This is a genomic window from Chryseobacterium sp. BGA-UO-ETr-SB22, assembly GCF_059567885.1.
The window spans coordinates 2,046,541-2,070,573 of record NZ_JCAQOV010000005.1; the positions used below are offsets into that span (position 1 = coordinate 2,046,541).

20 protein-coding genes, 1 tRNA gene and 1 pseudogene are annotated in these 24,033 nt (G+C 36.5%); 15 read left to right on the forward strand and 7 right to left on the reverse strand.

All coding sequences use genetic code 11. The annotated features are described in order from the left end of the window. The first annotated feature begins 123 nt into the window (after nucleotides 1-123). The 10 genes from AC57AW_RS16620 to AC57AW_RS16665 all read left to right on the forward strand — a co-directional run bounded on the left by AC57AW_RS16620 (nucleotide 124) and on the right by AC57AW_RS16665 (nucleotide 9,020). The gene (locus AC57AW_RS16620) at nucleotides 124-429 is read left to right on the forward strand and encodes a DUF4134 domain-containing protein (RefSeq protein WP_089696771.1); all 306 of its coding nucleotides are present in this window, start codon (nucleotides 124-126) and stop codon (nucleotides 427-429) included. Between the two features lie 11 nt (nucleotides 430-440). Further along, complete coding sequence (locus AC57AW_RS16625) at nucleotides 441-773, forward strand: DUF4133 domain-containing protein (RefSeq protein WP_496352770.1); 333 nt, start codon at nucleotides 441-443, stop codon at nucleotides 771-773. After that, a complete protein-coding gene (locus tag AC57AW_RS16630; RefSeq protein WP_496352771.1) occupies nucleotides 770-3,280 on the forward strand; it encodes a TraG family conjugative transposon ATPase in 2,511 nt (836 codons plus the stop codon). The genes AC57AW_RS16625 and AC57AW_RS16630 overlap by 4 nt, the downstream gene beginning before the upstream one ends. Before the next feature lie 20 nt (nucleotides 3,281-3,300). Continuing rightward, nucleotides 3,301-3,933 carry a DUF4141 domain-containing protein gene (locus AC57AW_RS16635; RefSeq protein WP_159478898.1) on the forward strand — a complete coding sequence of 211 codons (633 nt, stop codon included), beginning with the start codon at nucleotides 3,301-3,303 and terminating at the stop codon, nucleotides 3,931-3,933. 1 nt (nucleotide 3,934) lies between these two features. Then, a complete protein-coding gene (gene traJ, locus AC57AW_RS16640; RefSeq protein WP_072960872.1) occupies nucleotides 3,935-4,927 on the forward strand; it encodes a conjugative transposon protein TraJ in 993 nt (330 codons plus the stop codon). A gap of 15 nt (nucleotides 4,928-4,942) precedes the next feature. Further along, on the forward strand, nucleotides 4,943-5,566 hold the full coding sequence (gene traK, locus AC57AW_RS16645) for a conjugative transposon protein TraK (protein ID WP_115929551.1): 624 nt from the start codon (nucleotides 4,943-4,945) through the stop codon (nucleotides 5,564-5,566). Between the two features lie 284 nt (nucleotides 5,567-5,850). Then, nucleotides 5,851-7,143: a conjugative transposon protein TraM gene (gene traM, locus AC57AW_RS16650; protein WP_496352772.1), complete on the forward strand. Its 1,293-nt coding sequence runs from the start codon at nucleotides 5,851-5,853 to the stop codon at nucleotides 7,141-7,143. 21 nt (nucleotides 7,144-7,164) lie between these two features. Beyond that, a complete protein-coding gene (traN, locus tag AC57AW_RS16655; RefSeq protein WP_496352773.1) occupies nucleotides 7,165-8,064 on the forward strand; it encodes a conjugative transposon protein TraN in 900 nt (299 codons plus the stop codon). 64 nt (nucleotides 8,065-8,128) lie between these two features. Then, nucleotides 8,129-8,620, forward strand: a complete 492-nt coding sequence (locus AC57AW_RS16660; RefSeq protein ID WP_496352774.1) for a conjugal transfer protein TraO — start codon at nucleotides 8,129-8,131, stop codon at nucleotides 8,618-8,620. A gap of 13 nt (nucleotides 8,621-8,633) precedes the next feature. Then, the gene (locus AC57AW_RS16665) at nucleotides 8,634-9,020 is read left to right on the forward strand and encodes a TraQ conjugal transfer family protein (protein ID WP_496352775.1); all 387 of its coding nucleotides are present in this window, start codon (nucleotides 8,634-8,636) and stop codon (nucleotides 9,018-9,020) included. Nucleotides 9,021-9,337: 317 nt separating this feature from the next. Here AC57AW_RS16665 and AC57AW_RS16670 read toward each other — a convergent pair whose 3' ends face one another. The 3 genes from AC57AW_RS16670 to AC57AW_RS16680 form a co-directional block, all read right to left on the reverse strand. Further along, on the reverse strand, nucleotides 9,338-9,658 hold the full coding sequence (locus AC57AW_RS16670; protein WP_496353888.1) for a JAB domain-containing protein: 321 nt from the start codon (nucleotides 9,656-9,658) through the stop codon (nucleotides 9,338-9,340). Between the two features lie 186 nt (nucleotides 9,659-9,844). Further along, nucleotides 9,845-10,918, reverse strand: a complete 1,074-nt coding sequence (locus AC57AW_RS16675) for a DUF932 domain-containing protein (protein ID WP_490464913.1) — start codon at nucleotides 10,916-10,918, stop codon at nucleotides 9,845-9,847. Nucleotides 10,919-10,958: 40 nt separating this feature from the next. Then, on the reverse strand, nucleotides 10,959-11,369 hold the full coding sequence (locus AC57AW_RS16680; protein WP_123277929.1) for a single-stranded DNA-binding protein: 411 nt from the start codon (nucleotides 11,367-11,369) through the stop codon (nucleotides 10,959-10,961). Between the two features lie 553 nt (nucleotides 11,370-11,922). Here AC57AW_RS16680 and AC57AW_RS16685 point away from each other — a divergent pair. Together AC57AW_RS16685 and AC57AW_RS16690 are read left to right on the forward strand one after the other, a co-directional pair. Further along, nucleotides 11,923-12,147 carry a hypothetical protein gene (locus AC57AW_RS16685; protein WP_490464914.1) on the forward strand — a complete coding sequence of 75 codons (225 nt, stop codon included), beginning with the start codon at nucleotides 11,923-11,925 and terminating at the stop codon, nucleotides 12,145-12,147. Nucleotides 12,148-12,196: 49 nt separating this feature from the next. Continuing rightward, nucleotides 12,197-13,183: pseudogene (locus AC57AW_RS16690) on the forward strand (recombinase family protein); the annotation flags it as partial. A 541-nt stretch (nucleotides 13,184-13,724) separates the two neighbouring features. Here the strand turns inward: AC57AW_RS16690 and AC57AW_RS16695 are convergent. The 4 genes from AC57AW_RS16695 to AC57AW_RS16710 form a co-directional block, all read right to left on the reverse strand. Then, a tRNA-Arg gene (locus AC57AW_RS16695) sits at nucleotides 13,725-13,798 on the reverse strand. A 75-nt stretch (nucleotides 13,799-13,873) separates the two neighbouring features. Beyond that, the gene (locus tag AC57AW_RS16700; RefSeq protein WP_496352776.1) at nucleotides 13,874-15,637 is read right to left on the reverse strand and encodes a TonB-dependent receptor; all 1,764 of its coding nucleotides are present in this window, start codon (nucleotides 15,635-15,637) and stop codon (nucleotides 13,874-13,876) included. A gap of 34 nt (nucleotides 15,638-15,671) precedes the next feature. Further along, nucleotides 15,672-16,163, reverse strand: a complete 492-nt coding sequence (locus AC57AW_RS16705; protein ID WP_496352777.1) for a hypothetical protein — start codon at nucleotides 16,161-16,163, stop codon at nucleotides 15,672-15,674. A gap of 3 nt (nucleotides 16,164-16,166) precedes the next feature. Next, nucleotides 16,167-19,130 (reverse strand): tetratricopeptide repeat protein, encoded by a 2,964-nt coding sequence (locus tag AC57AW_RS16710; RefSeq protein ID WP_496352778.1) that lies wholly within the window; start codon nucleotides 19,128-19,130, stop codon nucleotides 16,167-16,169. Nucleotides 19,131-19,387: 257 nt separating this feature from the next. Here AC57AW_RS16710 and AC57AW_RS16715 point away from each other — a divergent pair, with 257 nt between their 5' ends. The 3 genes from AC57AW_RS16715 (at nucleotide 19,388) to AC57AW_RS16725 (ending at nucleotide 23,909) form a co-directional block, all read left to right on the forward strand. Next, complete coding sequence (locus tag AC57AW_RS16715) at nucleotides 19,388-21,628, forward strand: CocE/NonD family hydrolase (protein WP_496352779.1); 2,241 nt, start codon at nucleotides 19,388-19,390, stop codon at nucleotides 21,626-21,628. A 105-nt stretch (nucleotides 21,629-21,733) separates the two neighbouring features. Continuing rightward, entirely contained in the window at nucleotides 21,734-23,416 is a 1,683-nt protein-coding gene (locus AC57AW_RS16720) for an APC family permease (RefSeq protein WP_496352780.1), read from the forward strand. A 154-nt stretch (nucleotides 23,417-23,570) separates the two neighbouring features. After that, the gene (locus AC57AW_RS16725) at nucleotides 23,571-23,909 is read left to right on the forward strand and encodes an Mpo1-like protein (RefSeq protein WP_496352781.1); all 339 of its coding nucleotides are present in this window, start codon (nucleotides 23,571-23,573) and stop codon (nucleotides 23,907-23,909) included. The last annotated feature ends 124 nt before the right edge of the window (nucleotides 23,910-24,033 follow it).

The following is a 24,033-nucleotide window of genomic DNA, read 5'->3' on the forward strand; positions in this document are numbered from 1 at the left end:
AGAGAATTTTAATGCCAAATGCTTCCCTAAAACTTCATTTTTTTAAGTAACACTCCTTTTTCCAAACACCTTTGTCTCAAAGCCCATAAAGCATGGGTTTCATCATCATAAAATCTATTCATTATGAAAAGACAAAGAAAAAAAATCATGTTCACAGCATTTCTTATGCTTATTGGTTTGGGTATTAATGCCCAAGGAAATGGTTCTGCAGGAATCACTGAAGCTACGCAGATGGTAACTTCGTATTTTGATCCGGCAACGAAACTGATCTACGCCATTGGTGCGGTGGTCGGCTTGATTGGCGGGGTCAAGGTTTACAACAAATTCAGCAGTGGCGATCCTGATACCAGCAAAACCGCAGCCAGCTGGTTTGGAGCCTGTATTTTTTTAATAGTTGCAGCTACCATCCTACGTTCATTCTTCCTTTAAAATCATTGATGATGAATACCTATCATATCAACAAAGGAATAGGAAGAACGGTTGAGTTCAAAGGATTGAAAGCACAGTACCTGTTCATTTTTGCAGGAGGATTATTGGGAATACTCGTATTCATCATGATCATGTATATGGCTGGTGTCAATACCTATATCTGCTTACTTATTGGAGGAACTACTGCTGGTCTTCTCATTTGGAAGACCTTTTCTTTCAACAGAAAGTATGGAGAACATGGATTAATGAAATTGGGAGCAAAAAAGAAGCATCCAAAGTATATCATCAGTCGAAAATCTATTTTCAGGTATATCAAGATACACTCTAAAAAAACTGTAGCATGAGAAATCAATCTAAAGCGGCAACGCTGGAAAGTATATTTCCACTGCTGGCTGTCGAAGAGAATTGCATTATTTCAAAAGATGCTGATGTTACGGTTTGTTTCAAGGTAAGGCTTCGCGAATTATTTACTGTTGCATCAGCTGAGTATGAAGCTATCCATTCGGCTTGGTTCAAAGCCATAAAGACTTTACCTGATTACTGTATTGTTCATAAGCAGGACTGGTTTATCAAAGAGAATTACCGCCCTGACTTATCCAATGACGATCAGAGCTTTTTATCAAAGTCTTTTGAGAGACACTTTAATGAAAGACCTTTCCTTAATCATTACTGCTACCTTTTTATTACGAAGACTACGAAGGAAAGAATGAGGATGCAGAGTAATTTTTCATCGCTTTGCAAAGGAGTCTTGATTCCAAAAGAAATCAGGGATAAGGAACTGATGAGTCGATTTATGGAAGCAGTTGATCAGTTTGAAAGAATTATGAACGACAGCGGATCTATTTACTTAGAAAAGATGTCCGCTGATGAAATTACAGGAACTGAAAAACATTCAGGTCTTCTTGAACAATATCTGACCTTATCCAGAGAAATCAATCCTTCTCTTCAGGATTTGAATCTAGGAGCAGAAGAAATGCGCATCGGTAACAACCGTATCACTATGCACACCTTGTCAGATACGGACGATCTTCCAGGAGCGGTTTCCTCCCACAGTCGATATGAGAAACTGAGTACCGACCGAAGTGACTGCCTGCTTTCATTTGCTTCTCCTGTCGGACTTTTGCTCAATTGTAATCATATCTACAATCAGTATTTGTTTATTGATAACAGTGATGACAATCTGAACAAGTTTGAAAAATCCGCCAGAAATATGCATTCACTGGCAAGGTACAGCAGAGCCAATCAGATCAATAAGGAATGGATTGAGAAATACCTCAACGAAGCTCACTCTTTTGGATTACAATCTATCCGTGCTCATTTTAATGTGATGTCGTGGTCTGACTATCCCCATGAATTGAAACAACTTAAAAATGACACAGGAAGTGCTTTGGCACTTATGGAATGTAAGCCACGGCATAATACAACAGATACTGCCACATTATACTGGGCTGGTATTCCCGGAAATGCCGGTGATTTTCCGAGTGAGGAAAGCTTCTATACGTTTATTGAACCTGCATTGTGTTTTTTCACTCAGGAAACCAATTATCAGAATTCACCCTCTCCGTTTGGGATCAAAATGGCTGACAGGCTGACGGGAAAACCTATCCATCTGGATATTTCAGATCTTCCGATGAAACAGGGAATCATTACCAATCGAAACAAGTTCATTTTGGGACCTTCGGGGAGTGGGAAGTCTTTTTTCACCAACCATATGGTGAGGCAGTATTATGAGCAGGGAGCCCATGTTCTGTTAGTTGATACCGGAAATTCCTATCAGGGTTTATGTGAACTGATCAAAGGTAAAACCAAGGGTGAAGATGGAGTTTACTTTACTTATACAGAAGACAATCCGATTGCCTTCAATCCATTCTACACCGACGACGGCATCTTTGACATTGAAAAGAGGGAAAGCATCAAAACACTTATTCTCACACTATGGAAAAGAGATGATGAACCGCCAACCCGCTCCGAGGAAGTTGCTTTATCAAATGCAGTCAGCGGCTATATTGACCGAATCAAAAATAATGAGCAGTTCCCTTCATTTAATGGCTTTTACGAGTATGTGAAAAATGATTACCAAAAAGTATTAGAGCAAAAAAAAGTCAGGGAAAAAGACTTTGATATTGCCAACTTCCTGAATGTACTGGAACCTTACTATAAAGATGGTGAATATGATTACCTGCTTAATTCTGACCAACAGCTTGATCTTTTGTCCAAGAGGTTTATTGTTTTCGAGATTGATGCGATCAAAGATCATAAAATCCTTTTTCCCATTGTAACCATTATCATCATGGAAGTTTTCATTAACAAAATGCGAAGACTGAAAGGAATCAGAAAACTGATCCTGATCGAAGAAGCCTGGAAGGCAATTGCGAAAGAAGGAATGGCTGAGTACATTAAATATCTCTTCAAGACAGTCAGAAAATTCTTTGGAGAAGCCATAGTGGTTACACAGGAGGTGGATGACATCATTCAGTCCCCTATTGTTAAGGAAAGCATCATCAACAATTCAGACTGTAAGATCCTTTTGGATCAGCGGAAATACATGAACAAGTTTGATGACATTCAGTCTATGCTGGGTCTTACAGACAAAGAAAAAGCACAGGTTCTTTCCATCAATATGAATAATGATCCGAAAAGACTGTACAAAGAAGTCTGGATCGGATTAGGAGGAACGCACTCTGCTGTATATGCCACGGAAGTTTCCACAGAAGAATATCTGGCTTATACCACAGAAGAAACGGAGAAAATGGAAGTTATGCAGCTGGCCTCTGAACTTGATGGCAATGTAGAGCATGCTATCAAGAGGATTTCTCTTAAGAGAATCAAATCGAATACAAAAGAAACTTAAATCATTAAAATTTTACAACAATGAAAAATTCAATCATTACAACAGTTATGGTTATTGTATTAGCTATAACATCATTTGCAAAAGCACAATTTGTGGTTACGGATCCGGCTAATCTGGCTTCAGGAATACTCAACTCCGCCAATGAAATTGTACAGACCTCATCGACTGTTTCGAATGTAGTTAAGAACTTCAATGAAATTAAAAAGGTGTATGAGCAGGGTAAGGAATATTATGACAAACTGAAAGCAGTAAACAATTTAGTAAAAGATGCCCGTAAAGTTCAGCAGACTGTTTTATTGGTGGGTGATGTTTCCGAAATGTATGTCAATAATTTCGGAAAGATGCTGAATGATCCCAATTTCAATGCTCAGGAGTTGACCGCTATCGCTAACGGTTATTCAACACTATTGAACGAAAGCACTGAACTGCTTAAAGAACTAAAACAGATTGTCACTTCTACCGATCTATCATTGAATGATAAGGAAAGAATGGAAATTATTGACAGAGTATATAAAGAGGTGAAAGATTATCACAATCTGGTAAGATATTACACCAATAAGAATATCTCTGTCAGTTATCTAAGAGCCAAAAAGCAGAACAACGCGCAGAGAGTTCTAAACCTGTATGGTACTGTTAATCAAAAATACTGGTAAGATGGAACCTACTAATTTACATGAGGTGCTTCGTTCTGTGTATGAAGAGATGATGCCGATGTGTGCTGACATGGCAGCAGTTGCAAAAGGAGTTGCAGGGCTGGGAGCATTATTTTATGTGGCCGTAAAGGTTTGGCAGGCATTAAGTCGTGCCGAACCGATTGATCTCTTTCCTATGCTCAGACCATTTGCCATCGGAATCTGCATTATGTTCTTTTCAACAATTGTCTTGGGCAGCATCAACGGAGTATTAAGTCCGGTCGTTCAGGGCAGCCACTCCATGCTGGAGGGTCAGGTATTAGATCTTAATGAACTCCAGCAGAAAAAAGATCTGCTGGAAAGGGAGGCTATGCTTCGAAATCCTGAAATGGCATATCTCATTTCTGATGAAGAATTTGACAAAAAATTGGAAGAACTGGGTTGGTCACCTTCTGATTTGGTGACGATGTCTGGAATGTATATAGAGCGGGAAATGTTTGCTATTAAAAAAGATATCAGAGACGGTTTCAGAGAGTTTCTGGAAATACTCTTTCAGGCAGCGGCATTGGTGATTGATACAATCAGAACTTTCTTTCTCATTGTGCTTTCGATCCTTGGTCCTATTGCATTTGCCATATCGGTTTGGGATGGTTTTCAGTCTACGCTTACCCAATGGCTGACCAGATACATCAGTGTATACCTATGGTTACCGGTGGCTGATATGTTCAGTGCTATCCTGGCAAAGATTCAATCCCTTATTATAGAAAGGGATATTGAAATGCTGGCAGATCCCAACTTTATTCCAGATACTTCCAATACGGTCTACATTATCTACATGATCATTGGAATCATTGGCTATTTCACTGTGCCTACCGTTACAGGCTGGATCATTCAGGCGGGCGGAGCCGGAAACTTTATGCGTAATGTTACCCAGATGGCACAAAAGTCAGGAAATGTTGCGGGTGCTACTGCGGGTGCAGCGGCAGGTAATATTTCAGGACAACTCCTTAAATAATCAAAAAACAAAAAAATGGAATTTAAAACCTTAAGAAATATAGAGAACAGTTTTAAGCAAATCAGATTGTTCACCTTTGTTTTTGCCATCCTTTGTTTTGGAGTTGTCGGCATTGTTGTGTACAAATCGTACAGTTTTGCAGAAGAACAAAGACAAAAGATATATGTCCTTGACAATGGTAAATCACTGATGGTTGCCCTATCCCAGGATATGTCTATCAACAGACCTGTAGAAGCCAGAGAACATGTAAGACGTTTTCACGAACTCTTTTTTACAGTAGCTCCTGATAAAAGTGCTATTGAGAGCAATGTAAAAAGAGCTTTTAATATGGCCGACCAATCTGCATTCAATTACTATAAGGATCTCTCTGAGAAAGGGTATTACAACAGGATCATCAGCGGAAATATTCAACAGCGCGTTGAAATTGACAGTGTAGTAGCAGATTTTAACAACTATCCCTATGCTGTAAAGACTTATGGGAAGCAATTCATTATCCGCGCAAGTAATTTAACGATCCGAAATCTTGTAACGAATTGTCAACTGGTCAATTCCGTCAGGTCAGACAGCAACCCTCAGGGGTTTACTATTGAAAAATTCAATGTCATTGAGAACAAAGATGTTGAAACTGTTAACCGATAAAAACAGTTATATGAAAAAATAAGATTAAAAATAGAGGAATTCGTTAAAAAAGCAGAACGGAAATGGAAATCCTTATCTACCAAACGACAACGCTCTTTGACCAAGATATTTTTTGCAGGGTATGCGATAATGACGATTTTAACGGTTATTCATCTATGGTCAAAAGATTCAAAAAGTCGAACCATTCTTTCAGTTGGACATATCAATAACATTCCAAAGGAGATAAAGATGCAACATCAGCCGCTTGAAAACCCAGCTAATTATTCACCCCATAAAACATCCCCATGAAAGAGACAAGTCAAATCAGAATCACTGAAGGAAGTATACATTCCTCAGACGAAAATGAACCTTTGGATCGTAAGCCAGGGTGGGAAAAATTTAAAAAGCCGATCATTTACTTTTTAATGTTCATTGCTTGTATGGGATCCTTGTATCTGATTTTTAAACCAAAAGATGATAAAACAACTAATCAAGAGGTAGGTTTAAATGCTGAAGTGCCACAAGCCGCGGATGACAAATTACAAGCAGATAAGCAGAAGGCGTATGAGCTAGAATTGTTGGAGCAGAAAAATGAAGAAAAAAGAAATGCTATGACAAGCCTCTCAGATTATTGGAGTGAATCAAACGGCTCGAATCAGCTGATCGCTCTATCTCCAGAATCTTATAACAATGCGAACGCAGATCAGAATGCTTTAAACAGCTACCGTAATGCACAACAAACATTAAGCTCATTTTACAGCAAAGACGACCATGAGGTTACCCAATTAAAAAGGGAAATTAACAGGCTTAAGAATGAAATTTCACATAAGGATGCAGTTCCAAGTACTGTAGGAATTAATGATCAGTTAGAATTGATGGAAAAGTCTTATCAGATGGCTGCAAAATATCTACCTGCGCCAAAACAGCAGGAAGAACCTGAACCAAAGAAAACCTCTGAGGCAAAGCCTGAAGAAAACAAAGTTAAAATAACGGCAGTACAACTTCAAAAACGCAACGTCGTATCCAGTTTGTATCGAGAACCTTCAGACAGTACGTTTTCAGCATCCATCAGTCATAATCGATTTGCGGGGTTACAGAATGAACAGGAAAATACTGTATCCCAAAATAACAGCAGTATCCATGCAGTAATACATGAAACCATGACATTGGTAAATGAAAGTATGGTGCCCTTACGACTAACACAAGGTTTGCTCCTTGGAAAGACAACCATTCCTTCAGGTACTGTACTAAAAGCAACAGGAAAGTTTCAGGGAGGGAGACTGTTACTAGCAATTTCAAGCATTGAATATAAAGGCACTATAACCCCTGTCCAGATTAATATTCATGATAATGATGGGCAGTTGGGGCTTTACATTCCCTACTCTTCAGAACAGACCTCCATTAAGGATATAGCATCCAACATGAGCCAGAATTCCGGCACCAATATTATGATGACCCAATCGGCAGGACAACAGGTTGCTGCCGATCTCACCAGAGGTTTGGTTCAGGGAGTTTCAGGATACTTTCAAAAGAAAGTAAGACAGCCTAAAGTTACTGTTAAGGCAGGGCATCAGGTGCTTTTAGTTTCAAAAAAATAATTAACCTTTAAATTAAAATTAATGAAAATACGACTTAATATATTTTTCTCGGTTCTGTTGATACTCTTCGGTATCTGCAGATTAGCAGCTCAGGAAAATTCAGGTTTCGCATCGCTTTCTCAGGCCAAACTGGAACCGTACAAGATGGAAGTTACGTACAATAAAACAACACATTTATTATTTCCATCTCCCATACGATACGTGGATCTGGGAAGCGAAAATTTGATTGCCAATAAAGCGGAAGATGTAGCGAATGTTCTCAGAATAAAATCCTCAGTAAGAGATTTCGAGGAAGAAACAAACTTTTCGGTCATTACTGAGGATGGTAAATTTTACAATTTTGATGTTTTTTACAGTTCTTATCCAGACACTCTGAATTATGACCTTCTGAAATTACAACGAAATCAGGAAAAAGAATACTCTACAGATGTCCTGTTTGAAGAACTTAAGGGAGAATCTTCATCATTGACTGAATTATTGATAAAAACCTTGTACCAACTTCCCAAAAGAACAGTAAAGCACATTGGTTCAAAAAGTTTTGGAATTCAGTTTCTGTTAAAATCTCTGTATGTACATGAAGGAAAGTTTTATTTTATTTTTCAAATTAAAAACAAAAGCAATGTTTCTTTTGACGTTGATTTTGTCACTTTCAAAATTACCGACAAAAAGAATCTAAAAAGAACTGTCGTTCAGGATAAGGTATTATCTCCTATCCGGACTTATTCTCGTGACTCTACAGTCAACTACCAATCCGACGGTGAATTTCTTTATCTCATGGACCAGTTTACGCTTTTAGAAGATCAGATAGTAGAGATTGAATTGATGGAAAAAGATGGCGGACGACATCAGAAGATTCAGATAGAAAATTCAGATTTGATCAGTGCCAAAGTGGTCAATGATATTCAATTAAAACTAAATTAACATGAAGAGTTTATTATCGTTAATAACAGTGTGTTTATGTTTTTACGCAGCCAAAGCACAAAGAATGTTACCGAAGCAAAAAATTATCGGAATCAATACAGGATTACTGTTGAAAAAGTCATCCGGAAATTATTTCGTCAATACCGATTTTATTATCTATTCAAAAAAAGGGAACTATTCGATGTATTCATTTGAATACAGCAGACAGATCATTCCGTATAAAACGATTGATGTTCCAGTTGAAAACTACAGTCTTGAAGTCGGTTATAGTTTTAATTTGATTGCGGATCTAACAAAAAGCTTTTTAATCAATTCCACATTTTCCGCCACCGGAGGATATGAGAATATCAATAGAAGTGAGACACTACTCTATGACGGAGCCGTACTCTTGAATGAATCATCGTGGGTGTATGGGGGAAGTGTAAAACTTAGTGTTGAAACCTATCTGTCGGATCGGATCGTTTTAACAGGCTTTTATAAAGCAAAAATAGTATGGAATACTTCACTTGAAAAAATAAGACCTGGCGTTGGTCTTGGGATCAGATTTAACTTATAAAATAAAGATTATTATGAAAAATGTAATCAATATCAAAAAATATTTTTTTGCCGCTATGTATCTTATGGCAACCTTGTTTGCAGTCGAGCTTTGTTTTTCATCTTGTTCAGAAGATGAATTACAGGTACAGAAAAATTTTCCGTTTGAAGTGCAGATAATGCCTGTTTCAAAATATATAGCTACTGGAGAAACTGTGGAGATCAGATGTCGCATTATTCCTGTTGGAAACTATAGTGAAACTGAGTATTTCTTCAGGTATTTTCAGTTTGAGGGAAAGGGTACATTACGTTTATTCAATGAACCTCATTTTTTACCCAATGATTCATATCTCCTGACTGAAAAGGAATTTAGGTTATATTATGCTTCTGAATCAACAGTATCTCAAAGTTTTGACATTTAGATTTCAGACAATATGGGAAATGAGCAAAAGCTGACCATACAGTTTAGTCCTCAAAATGCAGAAACTGTATAATGTATTAGGCTATTTCATCAGAAATAACCTTTAATTTTTCTTCCCATTACAAGCTATAAGAAGTAGCCTCTCGAAATAACTGTAACCTTTTTGAAAAAATTTAAGTGAGAAAATTTTTATCAATAGGGTTACTCTTAATGACTTGCGAAAAGACGTTTCCGACCACAGGAAGGAATTGTCTTTTCGCCGAAAATTTTAAATAAACGACAATTCAATATTGTCGTTTATTTTATTAGTTAGAAATTTTACAAATATCCGTTATCAGCAAAAGACAGATAATCTGTCGATGTTAAAATGCAATGATCTAGTAATTTAATATTTAAGAATTCGGATGCATTTTTTATATTCTTTGTAATTTTTAAATCTTCATTAGAGGGTTTTAAATTTCCAGATGGATGATTATGTGCTACAATTATAGAAGAAGCATTACAGAGAAGGGCTGTTTGCATAATTATCCGAACATCCACTATAGTTGAAGAAATTCCGGATTCAGAAATCTTTCTTATTCCTAAAACCTTACTACTCTGATTTAAATATAAAGCGAAAAAAGATTCTCTATAATCTATTTCATCAGAATCAAAATGTTGTCAAAATACCTCTAACGCATCATATGAATTACTGATTACTTTGTCGGAATTACCTTTTCGTGAATAGCTTAATTTTATTTCATTGACAATATTGAATTTCATTTGATATGCTCCTATACGGTGGAGACTTGCATTTACCGTATGTTTTTAATTACTAAATTATTTTCAGTTCATTTTTAAAATGTCTACTCCAAAATGAGCAACGTTTTCACAAAGCTCAAACGCTTTTTGAGACTTCATTTGAGCTGTTCCGCCCATAACAATGGATTGTAATTTGGCTTCGTCATCTTTGTAAGTTTTTACATTCTGATAGAAACCTGTTACCGCATTGTAAGCACCGAATAAGGTCCCTTTCGTGGTTTCCATTTGTTGGGCATCACTCATCATCGCATAGGCAAATGCATCATCCACTGTGTTTTTAAAAACCGCAGACAATTCTTCAGCATTTCCTTTCTGCAGATGGTTTAAAGCTTCTTTATTGGGGCAAAGTGCCAATTGAATTAATTTTTTCATTTCAGAATCACCAATTTTAATTTTTGCCCAATAATTAAAAGATTCCTCTAATTGAGTGCTTAGTTTATTTGCTAAACCCATTACTTTGTGAGCATCTTCCAAACGTTGTTTTGCGCCTGATGTATGTCTTATTCGTACGACGTTACTCATATTTTTGAGTGAAGCATTTAAAGTATTTTGGCAAACAATACGAATGGGTGTAAATGCGGCGGTAATGCTTCCGCTTCCGTCATGTGAGGTCGTCAAAAAAATGTATTTTTCTGTAATGTCGTCCCCGTTTCCGACACGGATATAATCGGGAAGTTTAGCGGTAATAAAAATACGCTCCCCATTTCCCAACGCTCCTGCGGTCTCATATAATGTGCCTTTATCTCCGCCTACAATAGAATCAAAGAAAGAAAATGCTTCACGGTTTTGTACAATATGATAATCTTTACCAACTACACCTAATACAGTATTATTATCAGTGCGGATATTGGCAAAATAGTTTGGAACTTCCAATTCGGAATCACTCACTTTTAGTCCATCTTGAGATTCTACTAGCCCTGTACCTTTCGTAAAAAGAGGAGATTTTTCTACCTCGTAGTCAAGGCCTGCAAATCTGATGGCTTCTTCACTTGTCGGATGTACTTCTACAATCTGCCCTAAGTTGTGCCATACTTTTTCTTTTACGCTGAAAAATGAATATTTTCCTGTTCGGTTGTTGAAATTTAAATTATGTGCCATGATATTGTTATTAAATGTTATAAAATTGTTTTTGATTGACTTAAAATGGAAGGTCATCATCCTTATCACTTTCGTTGGATTTAGGTTGACCGATTTCCTTATCATTTCTCTTGTTGACGGGTGTAGACTCACCCTCAGTTCTTTTGTGACTACTGTGTAATTTAATTTGTGATGTATGGAAATTCAGGCCAGCGTGCGCTTGTCCATCTTTTCCAATCCATGCTCTTGTGTAAACTCTTCCAATAAGCTCCACTAATGTCCCTTTCTTAAGTAATTCAGCTACTTTTGAAGAAATCCAATAAGAGCAGTCAAAAAAAGTTGTCTGTTCGATTCGCTCGCCTTGTTTGTTGCGATAATTGTCATTGGTAGCAATAGAGAAATTGACTACTTGTTTTTTGTTTGACAGGGTGCGGACTTCAGCATCTCTTGTCAGTCTTCCGATAATGTTCATAACTGTTCTTTTTAAGATTGTAGATTTAGATATGTTTTGAATCTCTTCTCCTTCCTTTCTCTGAAAGCCCTCGTTGGCTTCGCTAAATATTTTTCAAAAGAAAAACCGGAAAAAAGAAAGCAGATAATTTTATAGGGCAATAGAAAAAGTCAAAAGGAAACGGAATAATTGGAGGGTACCTTTAGGGAGGAAACCGTTTATGCCGTAGTCTTTTGACTGGATTAAGCAAGGGCTGAACTATATACCTTAGCTGCCTTTTTACCGGTTTATTGAGAAAATATTTTTATCTATAATAATTTAGCATTGGCTAAAAGCACAACTGAAATTTATCCTACTAGATTCTACACGCCTTTTACTGAAAATTTAAACCTATAAGAAAAGCCGCTCGTTTTTCGGTTAACATAAGGTTTTTGGAAATTGCTAATTGTAAGGTCGGCCAACAATGGACATTAATATCCATAAAAAGCAATTTTTTGTTTTACAATGTCAATAATTATAATTTAAGTCAGAATAAAAATGAATACTGCCGGTATCTCTACAAACACATAAATTTATGAAGAGAAATCACCATATAAAGACAAGAAAGGGTACTTCTATTAGTAAAGAATTACCACAATCTTTATATCGGTACAATGGCATTCAAAAGCTTTCATTCGAAAAATCAAAAAAAATACTTTTAGATTCTGGTTTCAAATTAACAGATGAGGAGGTCAAGGAAATCTCCGATATTATGCATAAGATTGCAGAACTTGTAATAAAAGAATTCATTTCTAAATAATTCATATATTGCACTGGTTACTACCACTTTGAATAAAAACAGAAAGATTATGCAGATAGCAGATTTATACATAAGAGTGTCTACTGATGAACAGGCTGACAAAGGCTATTCTCAACGTGATCAGCATGAAAGATTGGAAAGATATTGTCATCAAAACCAAATTACTATTGGACAAGTAATCTTTGAAGATCATTCAGCTAAGAACTTCAATCGCCCAGAGTGGACTAAATATATCAATTATATCAAAAAAAGAAATCTGAAATCCAACTTAGTTGTATTTACTAAATGGGATCGTTTTAGTAGAAACGCTGGTGATGCCTATCAAATGATAAAATTACTGTTGAGTAATAATATTTCACCTCAAGCTATAGAACAACCCTTGGATATGTCTATACCGGAAAACAAAATGATGCTTGCCATCTATTTAGCTGCACCAGAGGTAGAAAATGATCGAAGAGCACTTAATACTTTCTATGGGATGAGAAGAGCTCAAAAAGAAGGAAGACTGATGGGCACCGCGTCTTATGGTTATATTAATAAATGTACTGAGGATGGAAGAAAATATGTGGCCCTAAAAGAACCTGAGGCTTCAAATATGCGGTGGGCATTTAATGAAATTGCTAAGGGTAAATATGCGACCAACCAGATAAGACTTAAAATGAATAAGATGGAAGGCGCAAAAATTAGCAGTACTTCTTTTTACAGAGCAATAAAAAATCCGGTTTATATTGGTAAAATATATATTAAAGCATACAAAGACGAGGAGGCCTGTATTGTTGAGGCCAATCATGAAAGTCTGATATCAGAAAGCCTATTTTATAAAGTGCAGAATGTGTTAAGTGGAAAAACTTGGGCTGAAAGACCCAAAGGTAAAATTATCACTGCAAATGAATTTCCATTGAGAGGCTTTTTAAAATGTCCGCGATGTGGAGGACATATTTCAGGTAGCGGATCGAAGGGCAAAAAAAATGTTTATTATTATTATCACTGTAATTCTAAATGCGGCTATAGACATAGCTCAGACAAGGTTAATTCTGCCTTTGAAAAAGAATTACTAAAATATGATTATCATGAAAGTATAAATACTTTATTAAAAGAAATAATATTAAGCAATTTTAAATACATACAGGAAAATATTGATGGTAAGAAAAAGGAACTTTCTGAACAGATTGTTAATTTAACCAATAGGCTATCTAGCGCTAGAGAAAAGTATCTCGAAGACAGATTAGATTTTGAAGATTATCAGATTATTAAAAATGAAAGTAAGAAAAAAATTGATGAGCTTGAAATGGAACTTCAGAATCAAAGGCTATCACGTAAAAATATAGATATCAGGGCAAAGCTTGACAAGGTTCTAAACATTTTGCCAAACCTTTCTCAACTGTACATTAAAGGTGATAATGAAACAAAAAATTCTATATTGTGTTCGATTTTGGCCGAAAAACTTGAATTTCAAGAAAATGCTTTTCGAACACCTAAATTAAATTCCGTACTTACCCAAATAACACTGATTAACAATCAGTTACAAAGTAAAAAAAAAGGAAAGAGCACTTCTAAAAGTGCTCTTTCCCGCAGAGTGACTTCGGAGGGGTTCGAACCCCCAACCCTCGGAGCCGAAATCCGATATTCTATCCAGTTGAACTACGAAGCCATTTTGGTGAGTAATAAAGTAATTAATAACAAGTATACAAATATAGTTTATTATTAATTACCCATTACTTATACTCTAGAAAGTGATCTTCACTCCTCCCAGAATCTGTGCACCCAAGACTTTATATCCTTTGTACGTCTGATACTTTGAGCTCAGAAGATTATTTCCGAGTGCGAAAATACTGAAATTTTTGTGAATTTTATACTCTGCAGAAAGATTTAAATCAGCATAACCACCAACTTTATCATTTGTATTCTCCGTAGACTGGAAGATCACATTCGGAGCTCCCATCCCTTCGATTGCATAAGAGTTTGTAGTTCTGTCACTTGCAAAGATTCCTTTAAATCCTAACAATAGCTTTTTGTCAAGCATTGTATATTTTGCCCCGATGCTCGCATTGAACAAAGGAACGTTATAAATATTGTCATAATTCTTAAGATCGTACTTGGTGAACCTTATTTCTCCGTCTAAAATCAGGTTTGCTAACGGGAAATACTGTACGCTACCTTTAATATCGCTTACATTTCCATCATCGTATACTGCTGAGAATGTATTGGCAAAATTGTAGGCAGAACGGTTAACAGAAGTATTATCAAAAAGACCATTAGCCTTAAAGAACATAATATCTCTCATCTTTCCATAACCTGCAGAGAAGTCATATTTCAGCGTTTCATCGATATCTCCTCTCAATCCTACATAAAAATGATATTTCGTCTCTGTAGGCTTTAAAAACTGGTCAGAAAGGATGAATGGATTCGTCTGTAACATATCTCCGTATGTATTCAGTTTCAGACCTCCGTCTACTCCACCATAGAATTTGAATTCTTTGGCTGCAGCAAACTGAAATTCTGCCTGCGGGAACCAATAGGTTTTATTATTTTTCTGCTGCTCCAGCTGGTCATTAGAATTCTTAGCATTCAGGAAAGAGAATGAAGATCCTAGCGTCAAATAAGATTCTCCTTTTCTGAACGTCACTTTCGGAGTCAGGCTGGTGTTGAAGAAATTGGAAGAGTTTTTATCTCTGATCGCAAAATCGGTCTTCACAGCATCCAATCCTACACCTAAGTCAGCATTAAGGTTAATTCCGGATTTTCCTAATTCAACAGCATGCTTGGAGAAGTTAGCCAAAATTGAAACCTGGTTTTCCGAAGCATCGAAATGATCTTTCAGGAATGATGATTTTACCCTTACATCATTTAAGATTTCATTAGAATAAAAATCATAGTATCCATTTACTTTAAACTGATTTACTTTTTGCTTCAGATCAAGATCTCCGGTTGGCTGCATCGCATAGATTCCATAATAATTATGGTTGTCTAAGCCATATTCAGCGTTGATATTGAATTTTCCTTTTTCTCCGTAAGAGTTCAGGAAAGCACCAATATTAGCCGAAGTCTGCCCTGATTTCCAGTCATACTCTTTTTTAAGACCATTCGTAGAAAGTACATGAACATCCGCTCCTACTTCAAACTTATTTTCAAGGGTTTTGGATATGTTTCCATCTACTAAGACTTTTCCGTAATTCCCCATTCCGATCTGGAAATAGTTATTCTGAGCGGTTCCGTCAAATTTTGGAGCAACATCTTCTCCCTGAATTGTTGAAGTTTTGAAGTCTGAAACAGCAGGAACATCCGTGATGGTATATTTCACAGGCGTCTGCGATTTCTCTTCCGGCGGATAGTTTTTAATGGTTTCCACAGAAGTTTTCTTCTTCTCGATCTTCTTCACTTCCGGCTCTCTCTTTTTGTTAAGAACCAGTTTTTCCTCCTTGATCTGGGAAAACGCCACCGACGAAATTCCTAAAAATAATATGGATAATATTTGAATCTTCTTGTTCATATTTTCTTTATTTGAAAAAAATATATAACGGGTTTTATTTATTGGAAGCAATATAACTGCCTAATAAAGCTTTCCCTGACTGTTTTGAAAAAGTTCTCCCTAGTCTGAATATATTAAACAGCCAAAGGCTTTGATAAACTTGTAATTTGTATTGATAATTTTTCGTTGTACTGTTCTCTGCTACATCATAACTGTAAGAAATATCATAAGGAAATCCTGAAGGCAATAACCCCACTGTAAGCATACTTCCTATCATTGGGTTTCCACAAGGAGGAGTACGGGTCAGCATCGGATGCAGTGTGATTTTAGCTGCTTGGGTACTGTCTTCCACGATTTCATAAATATCAGAGTGTTTTAAAATCTCAAATTCTTTCTTAAGGTCTTTATTCACTACAAAAGCCTTTTGCTTTGGAAAGTCAGCTTTTGTGCGGTTGTACTCTTTAGGATATGCACTGTACGATGGAATGCAGCTCCAGAGTGAAACCGAAACTAAGAAAGAATAAACAGCAATTTTAAAAACCTTCATGTACTATTTCTTAATCTGTTTTTTAACTTCTTTTGCTTCTGCAACAATTTCAGGGAAATCCTTATAGTTCGCAATGATCTGATCACAGGTATAACTTGCCTGGTAGTTATCCTTCAGGCCGATATAGTTTTTCGCCATCAACACCAACGCTTTTGCTCCCCAGAATTCTTCTGATGCATAGTTATTGGCTAGCTTAAAGATCGTCTCATTAGAAGACTTGAACGCTTTCCCTTTGTTCTGATAGTATGCTTTTGCGTATAAAGCTTCCGCTGCTACAGAAGTGTTGGATGACTTTTCAAGAGAAACATACGCAGACTGTGCATCTTTATCTTTTCCTGAATTCATCAGACTTCTTGCTTTGATCACTTTCGCGGTTTCAATAACCGCTGCTGAGTTTTTAGAGTTTGCAATTACTGCATTGGCTAATTTTTCAGCTTCAGAGAAGTTATTTTCTTCTGCATACAGCTTCATCAGTTCAACATTTGCATAATTTTTAATGTTGATATCTGAAGAATTTTTAATGCCTTCAAGATACTTTTTCGCTTCCGAAGTATTCCCTTGCGCAATAAATATTTGAGCTAAACGAGTTTGTGCATCATCCTGGTAATCATTCTGAATTCCAGCCACTTCCTGAAGAACAAGTAAAGCTTTAGTTGAATTGTTGGTTTGGTAATAACTCTCTCCCAATTCATACTTCGCCTGGTACAATCCTTCCCCTGTCGGATTCTGTGTCAGATACTTTTCGTAGTAAGAAATTGCGTTCTTATAATCTTTCTTAGAGAAGTATTGTTTTCCGGTAGATAAGTTGATCTCATCAATTTCAGAAGCATCTACATTTACGCCGATATTTCTTGCAAAACTTTCATAGCCTGAAACGTCTCCGTTTTTCGTGAAGATAGGTTTTGCTGCCTGAACGATCTTCTGAGCATAAGCGGTATTTTTATACTGCTCACCCAGAGATTTCAGTTCAGAAATTGCTTTATCATTCTGGTTCTGGTCTATATAATTCTGTGCTCTGTAAATAGAAGCATTCGCAATAAGGTCTTTGTCTGATGATGTTTTAATCAGTTTCCCGAAATAATCATTGGAATTGACAAAATCATCCTGAGCAGCATAGGCTGTTCCTATTTCGTATTGAGCATCATCATAATATTCAGAATCCGGATATTTTGATAAAAGATTTTTAAGGTTGGTTATCTTCGCCTGAGTATCTCCTTTGAATCCTAAAGCCATTGCTTTCTGGTACAAAGTATAATCCGTTGCATCTTCATTTTTATCATAGATGGCAATTGCTTCGTTCAGGTCATTATTGGCATAATGAATATCTGCAAGACGAAGTTCTGCATCATTTTTAAATTCCGGCTTCGGATTGGTAAGATATTGTTTGAAATAAGTTGCCGCCTGGTCAAATTTCTTAGATTTAAAATAAGCGTATCCTAAATCGTAAGGCAGCTGCTGCTTTTCAGGGAAGCTTTCGGTAAGAAGCTTTTCATAACGGGCGATGGCAGATGGATAATTTCCTTTCTGGTAATACACCTGTGCCAGCCAGTATAAAGCCCTGCTGTTGAATTCTTTATTAAGATTAAAACCAAGACTTCTTAAGAAATACTTTTCAGCCTCGTCATAGTTTCCTTTGTTGAACTCTTCCGTTCCTAATAAATAAGAAACTTCCTGATCTACCTTGTTGATATCAGGAGTTGAACTCTGCAATCTGTCAATAGCGTTAAGCGTTTCTTTATAATTTCCGGAATATAGGTATGATTTTACCAATAATGACCTCATTTCTGTGGCATTAGCACCATTCTGATTGTCGTTGATATAACTTTGGATTACCGCAGAAGGACTTTCAAACGGATTTCCGATGTCATAACTTAATTTAGCATACTGCTCATGAGCCAGTTTTTTTACTTTCGCATCATAATCCATCTGATAAGAAGAACGGAATGCAGAAAGGGCTTCCTGTTTTTTGTCTACCGCCAGATACGCATTTCCTAACTGGTAGTAAGCATTTTGTGCTAAAGCAGAATTGCTGTTAAGAAGCTGGTTATAATAAGAAACCGCTTCATCATATTTTTTTAACTGTGCAGCCACAAATCCCATCTCATACAAATCGTTTTCGGATGGATTTTGCTGTACACTCAGATAATCTTTCAAATGCGGATAGGCAGAAATATAATCATTCTTCATGAAGTAACTCTCCCCGATGATCTTATGAACTTCCGCTTTATAAGAATCTGAAATATTTTCGTTCAATAGAGCTGTTCCCTCTGTAATGGCCTGGTCGTAGTTCTTATCGTTATAATACATCTGTACATAATAAGGACGTACCAGCTTTGAGAATTTCCCCTGATCCTTTATAGAATCAAAATACTGGAAAGCTTTATCATTTTGTCTGTTGCTGTAATATAAATGCCCAAGCATATAAGCGATATCTCCTTTTTGAGACTCGTCCGCAGTTTTATAGGCTTCTTCCAGGGCATCGGTAGCTCCTTTAGAATCACCCGTCATGAATTTTGCATATCCAAGCTTCAGAATATACTGCGTATTCTCTTCTTTTGAAAGCTGATACTGGTTTACCTTTTTCAAAGTCTCCAAAGCTTTATCAAAATCTTTCTTTGCCAAGTAGTAATCTGCCAATGGAAGATTAGCCTGAGCAAAATAAGCAGAATTCGGATATTCTTTCATGAAAGCCGTCAATCCTTCTTCAGCATGATTTTTCTGAAGAATCACACCAATTACATTATCAAAAAACTGCGCAGCTTCCTTTTTCGAACGTGACAAATTCTGGTTGTAGAAATATTGTCTTGCATATTCGTATTGAGAAGCATTGTATATTTTGGTCTGATAAAGATTTTCAGCTAGATTGAATCTGTAATTTTCTTTCTGGGTAAAATATTGGGACTGTTGAGCATCGGAGATTCCGAAATAAATTACTGCAGCCGCTAAAAGTATTTTTTTTGATTTCATTCTTCTTGATATAAGAAAATTAGTCTAAATAAGTTAACGAAAATATTAAAAACTTATTGTTTAAGCAAGTTTTAACTGATTTATTAGGCTTAAATAGCAAATTAACAACGATGAAAATTTTCTCACCATTCAATGATAAAATTTACTACTTTCGTCTGATAAAATGTAAACAATTTTAATAATAAGTTATCAAAAACATATTTTAAGTTGATACTTTTTCAACAGCAGCTAAAAACATACCATAAACACACCATCACATGAAATTTAAGATACTTTTAGCATTAATTTTTGTAAACCTGATGCAGGCACAAAAATTTCAGTTTCCAAAGACAGCTGTAACTGACTCTCTTATACTGGAAAAACAGATGCCGGGACTTGCTCTGCAAGTGATTCCCCAACTTCAGTCCGCAAAAAACAAACCGGAAAACAAGGTCGACCTTCTGGACAATCTTTTCCGTTTACAAATGATAGCCCAGGATTATAAAAATTCGTTGGCTTCTCTGTCAGAAAACCGCAATCTCTTTGCCGATCATCATATGGGAGACTATAGATACATAGGGTTTGAATTGTACAGCATGGCTAAAATGGCGCAAAAGGAAAGTAATATCACTTTTTCTGATGCACTTCAAAAAGCTTTTAACCAAAAATATGAAAGTCTTCCGGAAAAACTGATTCCCAGACTGCCTCTTGCGGTTGACGGCAATGTAAGAGAATCCAGAAAACAAATGAAGGCAATACTGGATGCGCAAAAGAACAAAGACAGTATAGACTACAAAACCGCTCTCTCGCTATGTAAAAGTTATCTCAACTATAAAACGTATTCAAGTATCAAACCTCAGGTGATGCAGCTGCTGGCCTCAAAAGACAAAGAAAAATTCATTATTGAAACTAAAGATCTCAAGATAAAAAACGGGAATACCTTAACGATTACTATTGTCAGAAAAAAAGGAGACACTTCCCTACTTCCTGTTATTCTTACCAATAATATTTATGCAGGTCCATTTGATCAATTCTTTGGAAAAAGAGCTGCTACTTATAATTATGTAGGAGTTGTAGTCAATACCCGCGGCAAAAGAAACAGCAATAATATAAATGATCCTTTTGAGCATGAATCAGAAGATATCTATGAAGTGATAGACTGGATAAGCAAGCAGCCATGGTGTAATGGAAAAGTAGGAATGATCGGCGGAAGTTATTTAGGTTTCAGCCAATGGGCAGCAGTAAAAAAACTGCATCCGGCATTAAAGACAATTGTACCGCAGGTTGCTGTAGGAATCGGGATAGATTATCCTGCTCAGAATAATATATTTATGAGCTATATGCTGCAATGGATACAGTATGTCACCAACAACAAACTTACGGATGAAGTAGACTTTGGCAATTTCGCAAAATGGAATTTAATCAATACAGAATGGTATAAAAGTGGAAAATCATTCAGGGCTTTGGACACAATAAGCGGAAAAACCAGCAAAATCTTCCAACGATGGCTGGATCATCCGGGATATGATGAGTACTGGCAGAAAATGGTTCCTTACAAAGAGGATTTCTCTAAAATCAACATTCCAATCCTGACGACAACTGGATATTATGATGATGATCAAATCGGAGCGTTGTATTATTTTAAGCAACATCATCAATACAATAAAAGTGCAGATCATTATCTGGTAATAGGTCCTTATAATCACGGAGGGGCACAAAGTTTCGGTTTTACTTACGTAAACGGAAGTCCTGTTGATCCGGTGGCCAGAATAAGTATTGACGATCTTGCCTTTTCCTGGTTTGATTATATTCTTAAAGGAGGCAAAAAACCGGAAATTTTAAAAGACAGAATCAATTTTCAGGTGATGAATACCAATACATGGAAACATGTTCCTGATCTTGATAAAATGCATACTTCCACCGTTAAATTCTACCTTCAGGACAGGAAAAACACCTCTTCAGTATTCAATAAACCTGAAACTCAAAGCTTCACGAAGCAAACGGTTGATTTTAAAAACCGAGACCAAAAGGACACTTACTACAAAGTCAGCAAAAAAGACAGTATAAAAATGACCAATTCAATTGCTTTTGAAAGTGAAGTACTGGATAAGGATATGATCATCAGCGGAAATCTTTCAGGATTCTTCAATGTCTCCATCAACAAAAAAGATTTTGATACAGATACTTATCTGTACCAGATTCAGCCGGACGGAAAATCTTCTTTATTATCAACCCATATTGTAAGAGCCAGCTATGCAAAAAACAATGAAGTAAGACAGCTTCTTGAGCCCAATAAAATGGAACAAATCCCGATTAACAATTCTTATGTCATGAGCAGAAAGATAGAAAAAGGAAGTAAACTGTTATTATTGGTGGGAGTAAATAAAAATCCTAACTGGCAGATCAATTATGGGACAGGTAAGGATGTAAGTGATGAAACGATAAAGGATTCCGGAGAGCCTCTGGAGGTAAAATGGTATAACGACAGCTATGTGGAAATACCTGTTTATAAAGACTAAAGCCTTTTGTTTGAGCATTTTTACCTAAATGTTCTTAACAACTGTTAACATCAAAATAAAAAATCATTACATTTGCTTTTTTTCAAATCAAATATAAGTTATTGAATGAGTCAACTTTTTAGAAGAAAAATCTATTCAGATACAGATACTTCAACGGGACTTTTAAGAGTCTTAGGTGTATGGGACATTGTATTTTTTGGTATTGCGGCCATTATCGGAGCTGGAAGTTTCAGCAGTTTGGGAGAAGCCGTTTTCAGAGGTGGTCCCGGTGTTATTCTTTTATATTTGATTTGTGGTTTTGCCTGTGGCTTTACCGCTTTATGCTATGCTGAATTTGCCAGCAGAATACCTACTGCAGGTTCTGCCTACACCTATGCCTACGCCAGTTTTGGTGAGCTGATTGCCTGGATAATCGGCTGGGCCCTGATCATGGAATATTCTTTCGGAAATATTTATGTAGCTTTTTCCTGGTCAGATTACTTCACAAGCTTTCTGGGACGTATCGGAATGCATATTCCTGATTATCTTACCTGCAGCTATACAGAAGCGAGAAAAGCGTTTCAATATGGTTCAGAAAACCAAGAACTGTTAAACGCCTGGAAAACAGCACCATTAATTGGAAGCTTGAAATTCATTGTAGACGTTCCGGCATTGGTAATCAACGGTTTAATTACATGGCTTTGTTATGTAGGAGTAAAAGAAAGTAAAAACTTCAACAACTCTCTGGTTATCTTAAAACTGGCAGTCATCATATTGGTAATTCTTGTAGGCTGCGCTTATGTAAACACGGAAAACTGGACTCCAATAAGCCCAACTACCGGAACACCGTCATTTATGCCAAACGGTTTTGCCGGAGTAATGAGTGCGGTATCCGGAGTATTCTTCGCCTATATTGGATTTGATGCTTTAAGTGTACTTTCTGAAGAAACTAAAGATCCACAGAAAACCTTACCCAAAGGAATGATCATCTCCCTTGTATTGTGTACAGTGATTTATATTGCATTAACGCTTGTACTAACAGGAATGGTTGATTATAAAAAATTTGATGGCGTAGGAGATCCGCTTTCATTCATCTTTGAAAAAACAAATGCTAATGTAGCCTGGATGGAACTTGTTGTTTCCTTCGTTGCTATTGTTGCCATTACCACCGTATTATTGGTTTTCCAGATGGGGCAGCCGAGAATCTGGTACGCGATGAGCCGTGACGGACTGATGCCTCAGAGATTCCAGAAGGTGCATCCAAAATATAAAACGCCTTCTTATGCAACTATTGTTACCGGAATTGTAGTAGGGATTCCTATCCTATTCACAGATAAAACATTTATCCTTGATTTTACGAGTATCGGAACTATTTTTGCGTTTGTATTGGTATGTGCAGGAGTACTTATGCTTCCGGCTAAAGAGAAGATCAAAGGTAGATTTCACCTTCCTTATGTGAATGGTAAAATCATTTTCCCTGTTGTTTTCATTGGCAGCTTATTAGTTTTCTACAAATGGCAGCCGGAGTTTTTTGACAATCTGATGAACTGGTCAGATCCTAAAGAGGGAGAATTCAGAGCTTCTATTTTCTTCTTTATCATCATCAATCTGATCTTATGTGGAATAGCTTTTATCAAGAATTTATCATTAATTCCACTGGTTGGTTTAAGTTCATGTCTGTATCTTCTTACAGGAATGAGCCATGAAAACTGGTTCTGGTTCGGAATGTGGTTCCTGATTGGTATGGTTATCTACTTCTGCTATGGTTACAAAAACAGTAAACTTGGAAAAGAATTAAGAAATAGCTAAAGAATAATTAGCAAAACTGCGAAAAGGCAAAATGGCAAAAAGGTCGAACGATTGAACAGACTGATTTGCGATTTTGCCTTTTTTGTTTTTTACCCTCTAAAAAATCGGCCGAATTATTGCTTTAACTTCAATAGAATCAATAAACTAACCCGCCATGACTGAAAGAATCAAAACCTACAGAGAATTTTATCAGTTTTACCTTACCGAACACAGTAAAACAGGAACCCGGATTTTTCATTTTATCGGAACACTGCTCGTCTTTCTTGTTATATGGTATGTCATAAGTTCCGGAAAGGAAAGGTTTCTCTGGTATATTCCGATTTTCGGATATGGATTTGCGTGGTTCAGCCATGCAGTGATTGAAAGAAATAAACCAGCTACTTTTAAGTATCCGTTATGGTCTTTAATTTCAGATTTCAGACTGTTTTTTGAGTTGTTGATTGGTAAACAGAAATTCTTTAGATCGAATAATCAGCCTCAGAATCAGGATTAAGAATTAATTTATTTTCGACTTAAAACCCTTAATTTGAATACTTGAGATTCCTTGCTTTGCTCGGAATGACAAAAGCACCGTTGAAATTTTATCGAAGATAAAATCCATGCGTCTTATATACATA

Excerpts from the sequence above, each read along its gene's own strand:
- AC57AW_RS16620 (WP_089696771.1), top strand. The coding sequence starts at position 124 with ATGAAAAGACAAAGAAAAAAAATCATGTTCACAGCATTTCTTATGCTT.
- AC57AW_RS16625 (WP_496352770.1), top strand. The coding sequence starts at position 441 with ATGAATACCTATCATATCAACAAAGGAATAGGAAGAACGGTTGAGTTC.
- AC57AW_RS16630 (WP_496352771.1), top strand. The coding sequence starts at position 770 with ATGAGAAATCAATCTAAAGCGGCAACGCTGGAAAGTATATTTCCACTG.
- AC57AW_RS16635 (WP_159478898.1), top strand. The coding sequence starts at position 3,301 with ATGAAAAATTCAATCATTACAACAGTTATGGTTATTGTATTAGCTATA.
- traJ (WP_072960872.1), top strand. The coding sequence starts at position 3,935 with ATGGAACCTACTAATTTACATGAGGTGCTTCGTTCTGTGTATGAAGAG.
- traK (WP_115929551.1), top strand. The coding sequence starts at position 4,943 with ATGGAATTTAAAACCTTAAGAAATATAGAGAACAGTTTTAAGCAAATC.
- traM (WP_496352772.1), top strand. The coding sequence starts at position 5,851 with ATGAAAGAGACAAGTCAAATCAGAATCACTGAAGGAAGTATACATTCC.
- traN (WP_496352773.1), top strand. The coding sequence starts at position 7,165 with ATGAAAATACGACTTAATATATTTTTCTCGGTTCTGTTGATACTCTTC.
- AC57AW_RS16660 (WP_496352774.1), top strand. The coding sequence starts at position 8,129 with ATGTTACCGAAGCAAAAAATTATCGGAATCAATACAGGATTACTGTTG.
- AC57AW_RS16665 (WP_496352775.1), top strand. The coding sequence starts at position 8,634 with ATGAAAAATGTAATCAATATCAAAAAATATTTTTTTGCCGCTATGTAT.
- AC57AW_RS16675 (WP_490464913.1), bottom strand. The coding sequence starts at position 10,918 with ATGGCACATAATTTAAATTTCAACAACCGAACAGGAAAATATTCATTT.
- AC57AW_RS16680 (WP_123277929.1), bottom strand. The coding sequence starts at position 11,369 with ATGAACATTATCGGAAGACTGACAAGAGATGCTGAAGTCCGCACCCTG.
- AC57AW_RS16685 (WP_490464914.1), top strand. The coding sequence starts at position 11,923 with ATGAAGAGAAATCACCATATAAAGACAAGAAAGGGTACTTCTATTAGT.
- AC57AW_RS16700 (WP_496352776.1), bottom strand. The coding sequence starts at position 15,637 with ATGAACAAGAAGATTCAAATATTATCCATATTATTTTTAGGAATTTCG.
- AC57AW_RS16705 (WP_496352777.1), bottom strand. The coding sequence starts at position 16,163 with ATGAAGGTTTTTAAAATTGCTGTTTATTCTTTCTTAGTTTCGGTTTCA.
- AC57AW_RS16710 (WP_496352778.1), bottom strand. The coding sequence starts at position 19,130 with ATGAAATCAAAAAAAATACTTTTAGCGGCTGCAGTAATTTATTTCGGA.
- AC57AW_RS16715 (WP_496352779.1), top strand. The coding sequence starts at position 19,388 with ATGAAATTTAAGATACTTTTAGCATTAATTTTTGTAAACCTGATGCAG.
- AC57AW_RS16720 (WP_496352780.1), top strand. The coding sequence starts at position 21,734 with ATGAGTCAACTTTTTAGAAGAAAAATCTATTCAGATACAGATACTTCA.
- AC57AW_RS16725 (WP_496352781.1), top strand. The coding sequence starts at position 23,571 with ATGACTGAAAGAATCAAAACCTACAGAGAATTTTATCAGTTTTACCTT.